At 71.1% G+C, this 14,290-nt stretch carries 13 protein-coding genes; 5 read left to right on the top strand and 8 right to left on the bottom strand.

Annotated features, from left to right (window positions below):
* Nucleotides 1-54: 54 nt before the first annotated feature.
* The 4 genes from AC07TY_RS05335 to AC07TY_RS05320 form a co-directional block, all read right to left on the bottom strand.
* The gene (locus AC07TY_RS05335) at nt 55-687 is read right to left on the bottom strand and encodes a copper resistance CopC family protein (protein WP_494784586.1); all 633 of its coding nucleotides are present in this window, start codon (nt 685-687) and stop codon (nt 55-57) included.
* A 3-nt stretch (nt 688-690) separates the two neighbouring features.
* Entirely contained in the window at nt 691-1,464 is a 774-nt protein-coding gene (locus AC07TY_RS05330) for a YcnI family copper-binding membrane protein (RefSeq protein ID WP_123505671.1), read from the bottom strand.
* A 182-nt stretch (nt 1,465-1,646) separates the two neighbouring features.
* Nucleotides 1,647-2,285, bottom strand: coding sequence for a hypothetical protein (locus tag AC07TY_RS05325; protein WP_148061166.1), 639 nt, complete (start codon nt 2,283-2,285; stop codon nt 1,647-1,649).
* 10 nt (nt 2,286-2,295) lie between these two features.
* On the bottom strand, nt 2,296-4,443 hold the full coding sequence (locus AC07TY_RS05320; protein ID WP_494784585.1) for a bifunctional copper resistance protein CopD/cytochrome c oxidase assembly protein: 2,148 nt from the start codon (nt 4,441-4,443) through the stop codon (nt 2,296-2,298).
* Nucleotides 4,444-4,594: 151 nt separating this feature from the next.
* Here AC07TY_RS05320 and AC07TY_RS05315 point away from each other — a divergent pair, with 151 nt between their 5' ends.
* A complete protein-coding gene (locus AC07TY_RS05315; RefSeq protein WP_494784584.1) occupies nt 4,595-5,404 on the top strand; it encodes an alkaline phosphatase family protein in 810 nt (269 codons plus the stop codon).
* A gap of 11 nt (nt 5,405-5,415) precedes the next feature.
* Here AC07TY_RS05315 and AC07TY_RS05310 read toward each other — a convergent pair whose 3' ends face one another.
* The 3 genes from AC07TY_RS05310 to AC07TY_RS05300 are packed head-to-tail and all read right to left on the bottom strand — an operon-like array spanning nt 5,416 to nt 7,836.
* Entirely contained in the window at nt 5,416-6,996 is a 1,581-nt protein-coding gene (locus tag AC07TY_RS05310) for a Na+/H+ antiporter (protein ID WP_494784583.1), read from the bottom strand.
* Nucleotides 6,997-7,036: 40 nt separating this feature from the next.
* On the bottom strand, nt 7,037-7,420 hold the full coding sequence (locus AC07TY_RS05305; RefSeq protein ID WP_123505674.1) for a fluoride efflux transporter FluC: 384 nt from the start codon (nt 7,418-7,420) through the stop codon (nt 7,037-7,039).
* Nucleotides 7,417-7,836, bottom strand: a complete 420-nt coding sequence (locus AC07TY_RS05300; protein WP_494784582.1) for a fluoride efflux transporter FluC — start codon at nt 7,834-7,836, stop codon at nt 7,417-7,419. The genes AC07TY_RS05305 and AC07TY_RS05300 overlap by 4 nt, the downstream gene beginning before the upstream one ends.
* Nucleotides 7,837-7,959: 123 nt before the next feature.
* On the opposite strand from AC07TY_RS05300, the gene AC07TY_RS05295 reads away from it, so the two are divergent.
* Nucleotides 7,960-8,694 (top strand): endonuclease/exonuclease/phosphatase family protein, encoded by a 735-nt coding sequence (locus AC07TY_RS05295; RefSeq protein ID WP_494784581.1) that lies wholly within the window; start codon nt 7,960-7,962, stop codon nt 8,692-8,694.
* A gap of 100 nt (nt 8,695-8,794) precedes the next feature.
* Here AC07TY_RS05295 and AC07TY_RS05290 read toward each other — a convergent pair whose 3' ends face one another.
* Nucleotides 8,795-9,961 (bottom strand): RtcB family protein, encoded by a 1,167-nt coding sequence (locus AC07TY_RS05290; RefSeq protein WP_494784580.1) that lies wholly within the window; start codon nt 9,959-9,961, stop codon nt 8,795-8,797.
* 218 nt (nt 9,962-10,179) lie between these two features.
* Here AC07TY_RS05290 and AC07TY_RS05285 point away from each other — a divergent pair, with 218 nt between their 5' ends.
* From AC07TY_RS05285 to AC07TY_RS05275, 3 genes are read left to right on the top strand one after another with little or no spacing between them, the layout of a single operon-like run.
* A complete protein-coding gene (locus AC07TY_RS05285; RefSeq protein WP_494784579.1) occupies nt 10,180-10,821 on the top strand; it encodes a TetR/AcrR family transcriptional regulator in 642 nt (213 codons plus the stop codon).
* Nucleotides 10,818-11,480, top strand: coding sequence for a P-loop NTPase family protein (locus tag AC07TY_RS05280; RefSeq protein WP_494784578.1), 663 nt, complete (start codon nt 10,818-10,820; stop codon nt 11,478-11,480). Before AC07TY_RS05285 ends, AC07TY_RS05280 begins: the two co-directional genes overlap by 4 nt.
* A gap of 16 nt (nt 11,481-11,496) precedes the next feature.
* Complete coding sequence (locus tag AC07TY_RS05275) at nt 11,497-13,611, top strand: YhgE/Pip family protein (protein WP_494784577.1); 2,115 nt, start codon at nt 11,497-11,499, stop codon at nt 13,609-13,611.
* The last annotated feature ends 679 nt before the right edge of the window (nt 13,612-14,290 follow it).

The raw sequence follows: 14,290 nt of genomic DNA, 5'->3' as shown, positions 1-14,290 counted from the left end.
TTCCGCACCGGAAGCGCACTTCCGGAAGCAGAGACCGCGCACTCGGCAGAGCTGTTACTGCGCGGGCGGGCCGCCGGCCGGGCCCTTGCGCGACCGGGTCAGCACGACGACCACAGCGACGAGGGCGACGAGGATGATGCCGCCCCCGACGCCGAGGGCGACGGGGAGGGCGGACGTTCCTGCGCCCTCCTCAGCTCCCGAGGAGGACGCCGACGCGCCGACTCCTGACGTGGGCTGGTCGCCGCAGGTCGGGCGCGAGGCCCTCCCGGCGGCGGCATCCACATCGGCGGGCCTGTCGTAGGTGAACCCGATCGAGTCCGAGACGGTGTGCCCGTCGGCCGAGACGACCTGCCAGGTGACCGTGTACTTGCCCGAGTCGCCGAGAGCGACGGGCACCGTCACGTCGGTGTCGGCGATCGCCGGGCAGCCCGACTCGAAGTGCCTGCCGGCCGACGAGGTCACCTCGACGACGTTCGACGAGCCGTCGCCCGACAGGTCGAGCACGCGGTCGTTGAAGGTGAGCACGACCTGGTCGAGCTTCTCGGACTGCGTCGACCCGTCGGCCGGAGTCGAGCTGACCAGGTAGTCGTGGGCGCTCGCGCTGACGGCCGGGGCCACCGCCAGCACCGCGGCGGCAGCTGTGACCGACGCCGCGACCGCGATGCGCCGGAGTGCTGACGGGGCCACGCGCTAGTCCGCCGATCCGGTGGTGGGGGCCGATCCGCCTGCCGGGCGAGCCGCGCCTGCACCCCGACCGCTGCGGACGTAGGCCAGGACCGCCACGGCCAGGGCGATGATCCCGAGTCCGAGACCGCCGATGCCGAGGCCCAGACCGAGACCGCTGTCGCCGTCGCCGCTCGTACCGGTCGCCGCGGCCTCGCTCGTCGCCGTGTCGGACGCCGCACCGTGGTGATCGGCCGCCGCCTCGGTGATGGCGAGCACGGGTGCCGGGTGCTCGGGCTCCTCGCCCGACGCCGGAGTCGCCTCGTTCCACTTCACGACGCTGCCGTCGCTGTAGGTCTGCGTCGTCGGCAGTTCGACCGAGGCGACATCGGGCACGGCTCCCGCCGAGACGGTGAACAGCTGGAACTCGCCCGGAGCGATGCCCTCCGCAGTGGAGTCGGCGGTCCACACCACCTTCGTCACCGCCTTCGTGATCTCGCCGTCGTCGGTCGAGACCGGCTTCGACAGCGTGCCGGTGACGACGTCGGCCTTCCAGCCGGCGATCGGCTGGTACGAGACCGAGGTGAACGGGTGGTCGGTCGGGAAGGCGACCTCGACCTTGACGGTCGACGCGGTCGCCGACTCGGTCGGGACCTTGAACTGGAGGGTGGAGTACGAGCCGGGCGCGACGTCGTCGCCCTCGACGTGCACGTGGGCGGACGCCGCGAGGGGTGCGGCCAGGACGAGTGCGCCGGCGAGCGGGAGGATGAGCGCCGCGCGGCGCAGGGGGAAGGAGGGCATGCGTTGAGGTGTCTCTCGTGAGGGTGCGCGCGCAGGATCGCCGAGCGGGTGCCGGTCGGCGCCCGTGAAGGGATCGGCGGGTGGCGGTCGGTGTCGGCGCGCCTCCGGAGAGGGGCCGGACACGACGAGAGCCCGCCCATCGAGCGGCGGTGCGCGCGCGGAAAAGGGGAAGGAGGTCGGAGTCAGGCGCCGAGCGGCGGGCCCCGATGCGGACGAGAGGCAAGCAGGACGTCGAGAGGGCGGCGGATGCCGCTGCGGTCGCCGACCGCTGCCGCGACGGAATGCGCGAGGACGGGCGGTGCTGCGACGAGCACGCGGACGACCACGGCCAGACGCGCGACGGCGAGACGCACGACGGTCAGCAGGGCCCGTTCTCCGTGCAGGAGCAGCAGCGTCGTCAGGACCGCGGCAGCGAGGTGGCCCGCCCACATGCGGGCGTCGCTCATGCCCTCCATCGCGTGGACGGTCGAGCCGCCGAGGTCGGGCAGGGTGGCGGTGGCGCCGCCCGACATCACCATGCCGAGCATGCCCACGTGAGTTCCGGCGGCAGAAGCGGGAAGATCGGCGCCGAGGCTGAAGAGCAGGTGGAATACGACCTGGCTCAGCCCGACCGAGATCGCGAGCGGGACGACCGAGACGGCGCGGGCGCTGAGCGCGATGCTGGCGAGGATCGCGAAGGCGAGCGCGAGCACTGTGCCGAGCACGCCCGGCTCCATTCCGCCGCCGGCCACGTGCGAGAACGCGGCGATGGTAACCGACAGGGTCGCCACGACGAGGCCGCGCACAACGCGCAGCCCGCGCGAGGTCACCCGGACGGTCATGCCGACGAGCCTACTGGGCGTCGGAGCGGCGGTCGGGCGCATCGCCAGCACCGGCGGAGGAGTCGGACTCCGCGCCGGGGGTCGACGCCTCGGTGCGGGCGGCCGCCGGCTTGCCCGCCATCACGGCGAGCTGCTCGTTGTAGGCCCGCAGCTCGGCGTCGCCGTCGACCTCGGCCCGCCGGTCATAGCGCTTCGCGACGCGCTCGTCGCTGCGGATCCACTGCCGCATCACCATCAGTGCCACGAGCACGGTGGGGAACTCGCCCGCACCCCAGGCGATCGCGCCCCCGGTGTGCTGGTCGGAGAGGAGGTCCTGGTAGTTCGTCTTGCCGAGGGCGTGCCACCAGTCGGCGGCGAGGATGGTGGTCTGCGACATGATCGCGAGGCCGAAGAACGCGTGGAAGGCCAGCGTCGCCAGCAGCAGGATGATCCGCATCGGGAACGGCGGCCGCTTGGGGCCGGGGTCGACGCCGATCAGCACGAAGAAGAACAGGTAGCCCGAGAGCAGGAAGTGCACCTCCATGAGGAAGTGCCCGGGGTGGGTCTGGAGGGACGCCTGGAACCAGCCCGTGTAGTAGAAGGCGATGAGGCTGCCGGCGAAGATGATCGCCGCCACGACGGGGTTGGTCACGACCTGGCCGTACCGGGAGTGGATGACGATCATGATCCACTCGCGCGGGCCGCGGCTGTTGTCGCGGCGCTTCGGCAGCGTCCGCAGCGCGAGGAGGATCGGAGCGCCGAGAACGAGGAGCGGCGGCACGTACATCATCAGCACCATGTGCTGGATCATGTGAGTCGAGAAGTTCACGGCGCCGTAGACGCTGGGCCCGCCGCTGGTCGCGAAGAACAGGCCGAAGCAGCCGAACAGCCACGGCACGGTCCTTCCCCACGACCAGGTGTCGCCGCGGCGGCGAAGCCGCATGACGGCGGCGATGTACAGCCCCGCCATGATGACCGCGACGGCGATGAAGAAGTAGTCGGGGTGGAACCCGAGCAGGAAGCGCGGGATCGTGATCGGCGCCGGGTACGGGAAGCCGATCAGCCCGTCGCGGGTGTCGCCGCCGTTCGTCTGGGGCACCGGGGGCGCGCTCTGCGACAGGGCGACCGACAGGCCCATCGCGACGACCATGAACACGACCTCGCCGACGGCGAGACGCACGAACGAGCGAGTGCGGCCCGGCTCGCGGACGAGTCGCGGGATGACGCGGCGGCGGTGGAGGTAGCCGGCCACGCCCAGCCCGATCAGGATGATCGACTTGGCGAGGATCAGCATGCCGTACGTCGTCGTGACGAGGTCGGCGGGGCCCGTGAGCCGAAGGCTCGCGTTGATCACCCCGGAGAAGGCGACGAAGGCGAAGGCCCAGATGGCGAGGGCCGAGTAGCGGGAGACCACTGTGGCGAGGTTCGTCCCGACCTTGCCGCGGAGCAGGATGACGGCGATCAGGCCGCCCATCCAGACGGTGACGCCTACGAGGTGCATGGCGAGGCTGTTCACGGCGTTGACGTGCTCGTTCGAGCCCGCAGAGTGGCCCGACAGCGACAGCGGCAGCAGAGCGAACAGGGCGAAGCCCATCGCCGCGGCGAGCCACGAGACGTTCTTCGTCGAGAGCAGGATCACGAGCGCGGCGAGGATGCACGAGATCGTCACGACCCAGGTCTGGCCGAGCTCGAGCTGGAAGGCGAAGAAGAAGAACTGGCTGCGGAACGTCGGCGACGTGAACGGGACGCCCAGAACGTTGGCGGCCCGGAACATCAGGTTCGCGACGGCGGACACCAGCCAGACGAGCACCGCCCAGGTGGCCCACTTGGAGGCGTACCACTGGCTGAAGCTTGCCGACTTCAGGTCGGTCTTCTGCCCGGGCAACGCGACGGCCGAGATGACGAGCAGGCCGATCGCGACGGCGGCGGAGCCGTCGAAGAGGGCGGTCGTGATCGGGAGGCCGTTCGTGACGATCGCGCCCGGGTCGACGATCAGGCGGCCGCCGAGGGCCCCGGTGAAGTACATGGCCGCGAGCGCGAGAGCCAGGCCGAGCGGGATGCAGAGGAGAAGGACGATGGCGGTCCGCGACAGACGAGGGACGCGCTCGGGATCGCGCTTGCCCGAGGGCAGCGAGAGCTCGCGCGTCTCGAAGTGGAGGTCTTCGATCTGATCTGTCACCCGGCAATCCTACGTTTTCGCCACGGAATGGCAGTCGAGTTATCCACAGCCCCGAGAGACACGGGCCCGAGAGACACAGCCCCGAGAGAAAGGGACACGGCGCGGGAACCCCGTTCACTCCCGCGCAACCCCGCCGGTGCACCCTGGCCCCGTGACTGACGCGAAGGCTCTGCTGGTGGGGATCGACGGACTCCGAATCGACGACGCGCTGCGGCCAGGCGCGGCGTCGCACCTTGCCGAGTTCCTGCGCGAGGGCTCGCACCTGCCGCTGACAATGGAGGTGCCGACGATCTCGGGCCCCGGCTGGTCGTCGCTGCTGACCGGTGCGCCGCACGCGGTGCACGGTGTCTTCGACAACTCCTTCTTCGGCCATCGCCTCGACGCGACCGTCGACGTGCTGACGCGCGCCGCCGCTGCGGGCCGCTCGACGTTCGCGGCCGTCAGCTGGCCGCCGCTCGCCGACCCCTCGGGCCCCGGCCCGGTGCTGGCGTTCCGCGAGGACGACCAGCGCGCCGGCCGTCACCGCGTCGTGATCCGCGACGGCGAGGTCTACGGCTACCGGCATGCCGACGGCGACATCGCCGCTTTCTCGCGGCTCGCCCTCCGCGACGCCGGCCCGGACGTGAGCTTCGTCTACCTCGGCGAGGTCGACGAGGCGGGCCACCTCTACGGCGGCGACTCGGCCGAGTACCGCGAGGCGATGCACCGCGTCGACGAGCGGCTCGGCCGGCTTCTGGCGGAGGTCGAGGCACGAGCGGCGACCCGCGACGAGGACTGGCTCGTCGCGATCACCACCGACCACGGCCACCTCGACGAGGGCGGCCACGGCGGGGCGGACGAGGTGCTGACACGGTCGTTCCTGGGGCTGCGGCGCTTCGGAGGACAGACGCTGGTCGCACCCGCGGCGCCGGTCGGGCCGATTGACGTTGCCGCGATCCTGCTGCGGCACCTGAGCCTCTAGCCTGCCGAGGTCTACTCCCCGATCGCCTTCGGGTGCCGCGCCCGCAGCGCGGTCTCCTCGGCGTCGATGGCGGCGAGCACGGCCTGCACCGCACCCTCCTGATAGCGGCCGTCGCGCCGCGCGAGCAGCACGGCCTCGCGCTCGGCGGCGATCATGGAGCCGCGCAGCCGGCTGAACGTGACCGGCGACGGCTCTCGGTCGGCGGGCGACGGGTCGGCGAGCTGCTCGGAGAGGAAGCTCGAGGCCCGGCGCAGCTGCTCGACGACTCGCTCCTCGTCGTCCTCGGTGCGGACGGCGTCGAGCCGCTCGATCCCCGCCTGCTTCGCCTCGGCGGTGAGCAGCTGCCGTTCGGTCCACTCCTGCGCGAGGTTCGGCGCGGGCAGGTGCACGCGCCGGATCAGCAGCGGCAGAGGCAGCGCCTGGAGCAGCGTGCCGAGCACGACGACGAACGCGAGAAACTGCAGCAGCTCCCTCTGCGGCGTCTGGTCGGGCAGCAGGAACACGGCTGCGAGAGTCACCACGCCGCGGATACCCGCGGCCGAGACCACGGTCGACGAGGCCGCCGACCAGGCGCGCTCGCGCACCCGCGCGGGGCCGATCCGGTACAGCAGCATCGTGAAGAACACCCACGCGAACCGCGACGCGATCACGACCGCCAGCACCGCGAAGCTGATCCCGACGGTCACCCAGAGGCCCGGCCCGTTCCTCACGACCCCTTCGAGCACCCCCGCGAGGTTCAGCCCGATGAAGAGGAACACCGCATTCTCGAGCAGGAACTGCACCGTCTTCCAGTTCAGCCTCTCCGCCACCCGGGCCTCGGCCGAGAGCACCACGGGCGACCGGAAGCCGAGATACAGGCCCGCCACGACCACCGCGAGCGCGCCCGACCCGTGCAGGAGCTGCGCCGGCAGGAAGGCGATGAACGGCGTGACGAGCGACAGGCTGGTGTCGAGCACGGCCGAGTGCAGCCGCTTGCGGATCTCGCCGAGCACGAAGCCGACGGCCATGCCGATGCCGCCGCCGACCACGACGGCCAGCACGAAGTCGCCGGCGACGTCCGCTGGCGTGACGACCCGCGTGATGGCCGTGATCGCGGCGTCGAGCGCGACCAGGGCGGTCGCGTCGTTGAGCAGGCTCTCGCCCTCGAGGATCGTCACGACGCGTCGGGGCAGCGGCACCTTCCCGGTGACGGCGGTGACGGCGACCGCGTCGGTCGGGGCGACGACGGCCCCGAAGGCGAGCCCGGCGGCGAGGGTGATGCCAGGCACGAGCCACCAGGCCGCGAAGCCGACGGCCACGACCGTGAAGGCGACGAGAGCGACGCTGGTCAAGAGGATCGAGTCGTTGCGGGCGCGGATGTCGATCAGCGACGTCCGGATCGCGGCGGCGAATAGGAGCGGAGGCAGCAGCCCGAACAGCACGAGGTCGGGCTCGAGAGTCACGCGCGGCACGGCCGGCACGAACGAGGCGATGGCGCCCACGAGCACGAGCGTGACGGGTGCCGACCAGCCGATCCGACCCGAGAGCCCGGTGACGGCGACCGTCACCACGACGAACACGACGATCCAGGCGATCGCTGTCACGGGGTCCATGGCCATGAGACTGCCACACCAGCAGCGGCGGCCGCAGGAACTAGAACCCGCCGCCCATCCACACCCCGAGCGCCGCTGCGCCGGTCGCGACCACCAGCGTCCCCACGCCGTAGACGACTGCGGCTCCGAACCTCCGCTGCCCGGCCAGGCGCACGGCCTCGACGCTCGCCGTGCTGAACGTCGTGTACCCGCCCATGAGGCCGCCGCCCAGCACGAGCACCCAGTCGTGCGGCAGGCCCGACGACGCCCCCAGCCCCGTCAGGAGCCCGAGGCCGAACGAGCCGGTCACGTTGATCACCTGGGTCGCGACGGGGAACGTCGCCAGCGGGGTGCTCGCCAGCCGCTGACGGACCGCGCCGTCGACGACGAAGCGCAGGGCGGCGCCGACGCCGCCAGCCACGCAGACGAGAAGGAACACGATCACGAGGTGGGCCTCAGGCGGGCCGCGAGCGCGATCCCGGCGAGCGCGGCGACCAGCCCGAGCACGAGCGACGCCGCCGCGTACGCGAAGGCGACGCCGGGTGCGGGGCCGAGGCGAGTGGCGACGTCGGTGACCCAGGAGCTGTAGGTGGTGAAGCCGCCGAGGACGCCGGTGCCGACGAAGAGCCGCGAGTTCCTGCGCCCGCCTTCATCGGCGCCTTGCCGGGTGAGGCTCTCGAGCAGGAGGCCGAGCGCGAACGACCCCACGACGTTGATGAGAAGGATCGTGAGCGGGAAGCCGGTGGTCGCGGCCGGCCAGGTGAGGGCGAGGGCCTCGCGGATGCCCGTGCCGATGGCACCGCCCAGAGCGACCAGGCCGACCAGTCTCGGCCGGAGGAAGAGAGGGGGCGCGGGCGTCATCGCGACTATTCAAGCAGGCGCGGCCCTCGCTCTGGGGTGATTGCGCGACCCAACCCTCTCGCGGACGGCGCCGAACGAACCGGGACGCACGAAGACCGACCATCCCAGGGAAGGGGACGCACCGTGAACAACACCGAGAGCGCAGGATGCACCAGCTCCCATCGCAGCTCCGGCACCGTCTCGGGCTACGGGATTCTCAGCTACAACCTGTGGAAGCACCGCGCCGCCGACGAGCTCGAGCCGCTGGTCGATTTCGAGGGCGTCGACCTGCTCTTCCTCCAGGAGGCCCGCACCGAGCAGCTGCCCGACTCGATCGGCCGGCTCTCGAGCCTCGTGGCGACCTCGAACGGCCGCCTCGGCCTCGCCGTCTACGGCCACAGCGACCGGTTCGTCGTCGAGGACGCCCGCGTCGACCGCCTCGGGCGCTCGGTTCACGACCGGATGCACGGACCCACGCCGCACCGCCTCGTCTCAGCTCGCCTCTTCGACCGGTTCTCGGGTCGGCGGTTCGTCGTCGGCTCGTTCCACGCGTCGCCGCTCACCGCTGGCAACGGCCTGCGCCGCCGCCAGGTGCGCCAGGCGCACACCCTGCTCGACTCGCTCGGCGGAGGGCTGCCCACCCTCCTCATCGGCGACTTCAACTACCCCGTCGGCGTGGGCTCGCTCCGCCGCATGCTCGCCTCGACCGGCCACACCCTGTCGCTTGCGGCGGACGACACCTACCGCCGCTTCGGCGTCCTCCGCGGCAGGTTCGACCTCGTCGCGGCCCGCGGGCTGCTCGTCGGACCAGTCCGCGTCCTCCCCCGCGGCAAGTCCGACCACCTGCCGATCGTCGCCACCGCCAGCTTCCCGAGCTAGCGGTCGTCTCCGGGGCCGCGCGCACTCCTGATCCGTGCGCGCTGCCCCGGCCCCCTGCCGGGCGCACACCTGATCCGTGCGCCCGGCTCTCTTCCTTCTGTCAGTCGCCCTTCACGTTGACGATCTGCCGCAGCGTGTGCCGGATCGACACGAGCTCGGCGGCGTCCGCCATCACCTGGTCGATCGGCTTGTACGCCGCCGGGATCTCGTCGAGGAACGCGTCGGTGTCGCGGTACTCGATCCCGACCATGGCCTCCCGCAGCTGGTCGTGCGTGAAGGTCCTGCGCGCCTTCGACCGCGAGAACTGCCGGCCGGCGCCGTGCGGCGACGACTCGAGCGCGACCGGGTTGCCGAGGCCCTCGACGGCGTACGACGCGGTGCCCATCGACCCGGGGATCAGGCCCGCCTCCCCCTTGCGCGCAGAGATCGCGCCCTTCCGCGAGAGCCAGACGCTCTTGCCGAAGTGCTGCTCCTTCTGCGTGAAGTTGTGATGCGTGTTGATCCGCTCGAGCTCGGTGACAGGGGCGCCGACCCAGTCCGAGAACTGCCGCACGACGCGGTCCATCATCTCCTCGCGGTTGAGCAGCGCGAAGTGCTGCGCCCACTTCAGCTCGGCGATGTAGCTCGAGAACTCCCTCGTGCCTTCAACCAGGTAGGCGAGGTCGGGGTCGGGCAGCTCGATCCACCACTTCGTCATCGCTGCCTTGGCGACGGCGATGTGCTTCTGCGCGATCTTGTTGCCCACGCCGCGGCTTCCCGAGTGCAGGAAGAGCCACACGTCGTCGTTCTCGTCGAGGCTGATCTCGATGAAGTGGTTGCCCGATCCGAGCGACCCGAGCTGCAGATCCCACTTGCCGGAGTAGGTCGCAGGATCGAACCCGGCGTCCTCGGCCATCGCCGCGAGCTCGGCGACCCGCGGCTCCGCCGTCGCGACGACCTTGCGGTTGTACGACCCGGCCGACGTGGGGACGGCGCGCTCGATGGCCTCCCGCACGGCCTTCCGGTCCTCGGGCAGCTCGGTCGCGGTGAACTGCGTCTTCACGGCGATCATGCCGCAGCCGATGTCGACCCCGACGGCCGCGGGCATGACCGCGCCGAGCGTGGGGATGACCGACCCGACCGTGGCGCCGAGGCCCAGGTGGGCGTCGGGCATGAGGGCGAGGTGGGGGTAGATGAACGGCATGGTCGAGGTGGTGCGGGCCTGGAGCTCGGTGTTCGGCTCCAGGATCGACGCCCAGCTGAGAAGCCGGTCGGTGATCTTCTTCATGGTCCTTTCGTTTCTGTGAGGTGATGCGGAGTGCACCCGGGGAGGCGCATTCCGTCCGCCCTGCAGAAGCGAGAGAAATGAGAGAAGCCCCGGGCCTCGATTGAGGTGCGGGGCTTCGTGTGTCGAAGGTCCGGACCCTAGTCGAGTTCGCGGAAGGCGCGCGCTCGCCCATAAGTTAAAGTGCACACACGCGTGCAACTTAGGCGTACACTCGTGCCATGCCCCTCACCACGCCCCGCATCCGTGCGCCTCGGCGCGACGCCACGGAGAACCGCGAGGCGCTGATCCTCGCGGCGGCGACCGTGCTGAACGCCGACCCGAGCGCGTCTCTGGAAGCCGTGGCGACCGAGGCGGGGCTCTCGCGCCGCGCCTTCTACGGTCACTTCGCGACCCGCGACGCCCTCCTCGCCGAGGTGGCCCTCCACGGCGCGGCGAGGATCAACCGCGCGATGCTCGCGGGTGCCCCCGACGAGGAGCCGCGAGTTCCTGCGACGGATCTGGCCCTGGTGGGCGCACGACTGTGGGATGAGGTCGACCACGTCAGGTCGATGGCCCTCATGACCGTGCGCGGCCCGCACGCTCATCTCGTCGGCGACGCCCTGCTTCCGCTCCGTCGGCACGTGCTCCGCATCGTCGCGCGCGGAGTGGCCGATGGCTCGTTCCGCACCGACATCGAGGTCGGACGCCTGGCACGCCTCGTCGAGAGCGCCGCGATCTCGGTGCTCGACGAGTCGACCCGCCACCCGATGTCGACGTCGGAGGGGCGGCGGCTCGTCGTGCTCTCCGTCCTCGCGATGGTCGGCTTCGGCCAGGCCGACGCGACGGCCATCCTGACCACGATCCAGAAGGCACACGCATGAACCTCACACTCGAAGCCGTCGGCCTCGGCGATGGCCCCGGCGCTCCCCTGCCGGCGATCTCCGCGTCCGCGTCCACCCGCGTGCCGGGCGTCGTCGCGGTCGAGACCGAAGGCGCCCCGACGCTCGCCTCGCTCATCGCCGGCGGCCGCATGCGCCCCGACACCGGACGCGTCCTGATCGACGGGGTCGACGACGCAGCACGCATCCGCGAGACGTTCGCCCTGGTCGACACCCCGAGCGTCGCCGAGCCGTTCGCCGACCTGATGGTCCGCACCGTCGTCCAGGAAGACCTCGCCCTGGCTGGCCTCCGCGGAAACGCCGACAGCGCCCGCGACTTCCTCGACACCGTCGGCCTCGCCGAGCACGACAAGACCCGCCTCAAGAACCTGCCCACCGAGGCCCGCGTGCGCCTGCTCAGTGAGCTCGCAGCGCTGCGCCCGGGCGTGAAGGGCTTGATCATCACGTCGCCGGAACGCCACGGCGGCGACACCGAGCGCTGGTTCCGGGTCGTCGAAGACCTCTCGGCGCGCGGCTTCACCGTGCTGCTCGTGACCGGCGTCGCGGCAGCGCTGCATGTGAACCAGCTCCTGCCTGCTCGTGAAGAGCCCACCGAACAGCTCCCGGTCGACGACGGCGTCGACGCGAACCCCGCCGTCTGACCCCGAAAGCATCCTCATGAAGACCTTCGCCCTCGTCCGCACCGAGCTGAAGCGGCTCACCGCCTCGTCGCTCGCCCGTCTCGCCTTCGTCGCGCTCATGTGCGTGCCGCTCCTCTACGGCGGCATGTACCTCTGGGCCAACCAAGACCCGTACGCCAAGCTCGACCACATCCCGGCGGCGATCGTGAACAACGACGCCGGTGCGACCGATGCCGACGGCAACGCCGTCGACTACGGCGACAGGATCACGAAGCAGCTGGTCGACGGCAAGGACTTCGACTGGCACGTCGTCTCGCAGGCCACCGCCGACAAGGGCATCAAAGACGAGACCTACAACTTCGTCTTCTCGATCCCGAAGTCGTTCTCGTCCGACCTGTCGTCGGCGTCGACGACCGACCCCACGGCCGCGAAGATCCAGCTGACGACGAACGACACCACGAGCTACCTCTCGTCGACGATCGCCGATCAGGCGGGCAAGACGATCCGTGCGACGATCACCGCCGAGGTGGGCAAGACGGCAGCGAAGACGCTGCTCGTCGGCCTCAACGACGTGCGCTCGGACATCTCGGACGCCGCCGACGGATCCTCGAAGGTCACCTCGGGTGCGAAATCGCTCGAGTCAGGACTCGACAGCGCCAAGGTCGGCGCCCGAGATCTCGCCTCGGGAACGTCGGAGCTGTCGACGGGAGCAGCATCCCTGAACGACGGCCTGCAGACTCTGAAGTCGTCGACGGCCGCACTCCCCGCGCAGACCGCGCAGCTGACGAGCGGCCTCGACACGCTGAAGTCGCAGACGGCCTCGCTGCCGGCCGACGCGGCGAATCTGAACGCCGGCGCTCAGAAGGTGGCCGAGGGCAACGCGAAGCTCGCGACGAAGGCTGCCGACCAGCACGCGATCGCTCTCGCCACCGTCGCCGCCCTGCCCGCCCAGCTCGCCGCCGCACAGCAGGCGCAGCAGCAGGGCTTCGACCAGATCGCCGCGGCCACGAACCTCACGGACACCCAGAAGACCGCCCTCCAGGGCCTCCTCACCGCCTCGAGCACGGCGAGCGCCATGCGGCTCACCAGCGCCGCGAGCGCGGCCGAGAAGCAGCTGGCCACCCTGCAGACATCGACGCAGGAACTCGCCACCGGCAGCGCCCAGGTCGCCGCCGGCGCCCAGACGCTGTCCGGCTCGGCCCCGGCCCTCGCCGACGGCATCTCCCGGCTCGACGCCGGAGCCGCCCAGCTGAGCGCCGCCGCCCCGGCCCTGACGAACGGCATCGCCACCGCGGCCGACGGGTCGTCGCAGCTCGCGTCCGGAGCGGCGACCGCGTCGACCGGCGCCGCCTCGCTGTCGTCGGGCCTCACGAAGCTCGACGCCGGAGCCGCCGACCTCGTCTCGGGCTCGTCGAAGCTCACCTCCGGCCTGAAGGACGGCGTCAAGCAGATCCCGGCCACCACGGCCGCCAGCCGCGACAAGCAGGCCGCGGCGATTGCCGACCCGGTCTCGATCCGCGACTCGTCCATCGCCAGCGCAGGCAACTACGGCGCGGGCCTCGCCCCGTTCTTCATCAGCCTGGCGGCGTGGATCGGCATGTACGCGCTGTTCCTCATCATCAAGCCGATCTCGAAGCGCGCCATCACGGCCATCCGGGCGCCGGGGCGCATCACTCTGGCCGGCTGGCTGTCGCCGGCCGTGCTGGGACTCGTTCAGATGCTCGCCCTCTTCGCGATCGTGAAGTTCGCGCTCGGGTTCGACGTCGTGAACCCGGTGCCGATGGTCGGCCTGATGGTGCTCGCGTCGGTGACCTTCGCGGCGATCATCATGACTCTGAACGTGTGGCTCGGCAGCGTCGGGCAGTTCCTGGGCCTGGTTCTGATGCTGATCCAGCTGGTGACAGCGGGCGGCACGTTCCCCTGGCAGACGCTCCCGGGTCCGCTGGCCGCGCTGCACTTCGCCCTGCCGATGAGCTACGCCGTCGACGGAATCCGCCAGCTGATGTACGGCGGCAACATCGCCAGCGCCTGGCAGGACGCCGGGGTGCTCGGCCTGTGGCTGCTCGGGGCGCTCCTGCTGTCGTTCGTCGCTGCACGCCGCATGACGGCGCGCCGCACGCTGCGCGACCTGAGGCCGTCGCTGATCGGCTGACGTCGCGCGCGTCACCGCGGGCCCACTCCGATCCGTCGGGGTGGGCCTTCTTTTCGCGGGTATGTGATGTTACAGTTAAAATATCACACTGCGCATCCAACCCGCGCGCGGTACGCCCGAAAGGACCCCGTGGAGTCTCCCAACTGGCCTGAGGCATCCGTCCTCGCCTACCCGATGCACGGCACCACGAAGCTCCTCACCGAGGGCTATCGCACCCGCGACGGCCACTTCATCGAGTGGCTCGGCGCGACGACCCGCGAGGGCGTGGCCGTCGTCTCGCGCCCCGAGCCGCAGGTGCTCCGCGCGCGCGACCGGATCCGTCCGAAGCGCACCCGGGGCCTCGCCGCCGGCACGAGCCCCGTCGAGACCGGCACCTGGCGCCTCCCCCACCCTCGGCGCCGCCGGCGCTGGTGGGTCGACTCGGCCGATCGCTACCCGCGTATCCCCTCGGCTCACGCCGAGACGCCGGCCCTGGTCTGGAACCCGTTCGTGGCCACGGCCCCCGAGCACTCCAACCCGTTCGCGTCCGGTCGCCCCACCGTTCTCGACCTGCTCGACGACTGGAGCATCCACCACGCCTTCGAGTCGATCCGCGACGAGGTCGAGGAGGCGTACGCGGCCGCTTTCGCCGCAGCCACTCACGTGACGGCCAACGGGGCCGGCAAGGAGCAGCTCGCCC

The organism is Frondihabitans sp. GW821-FHT04F02, assembly GCF_059420045.1.
The sequence above is the reverse complement of the archived record's forward strand: the minus strand, read 5'-3'. Positions and strand labels throughout refer to the sequence as shown.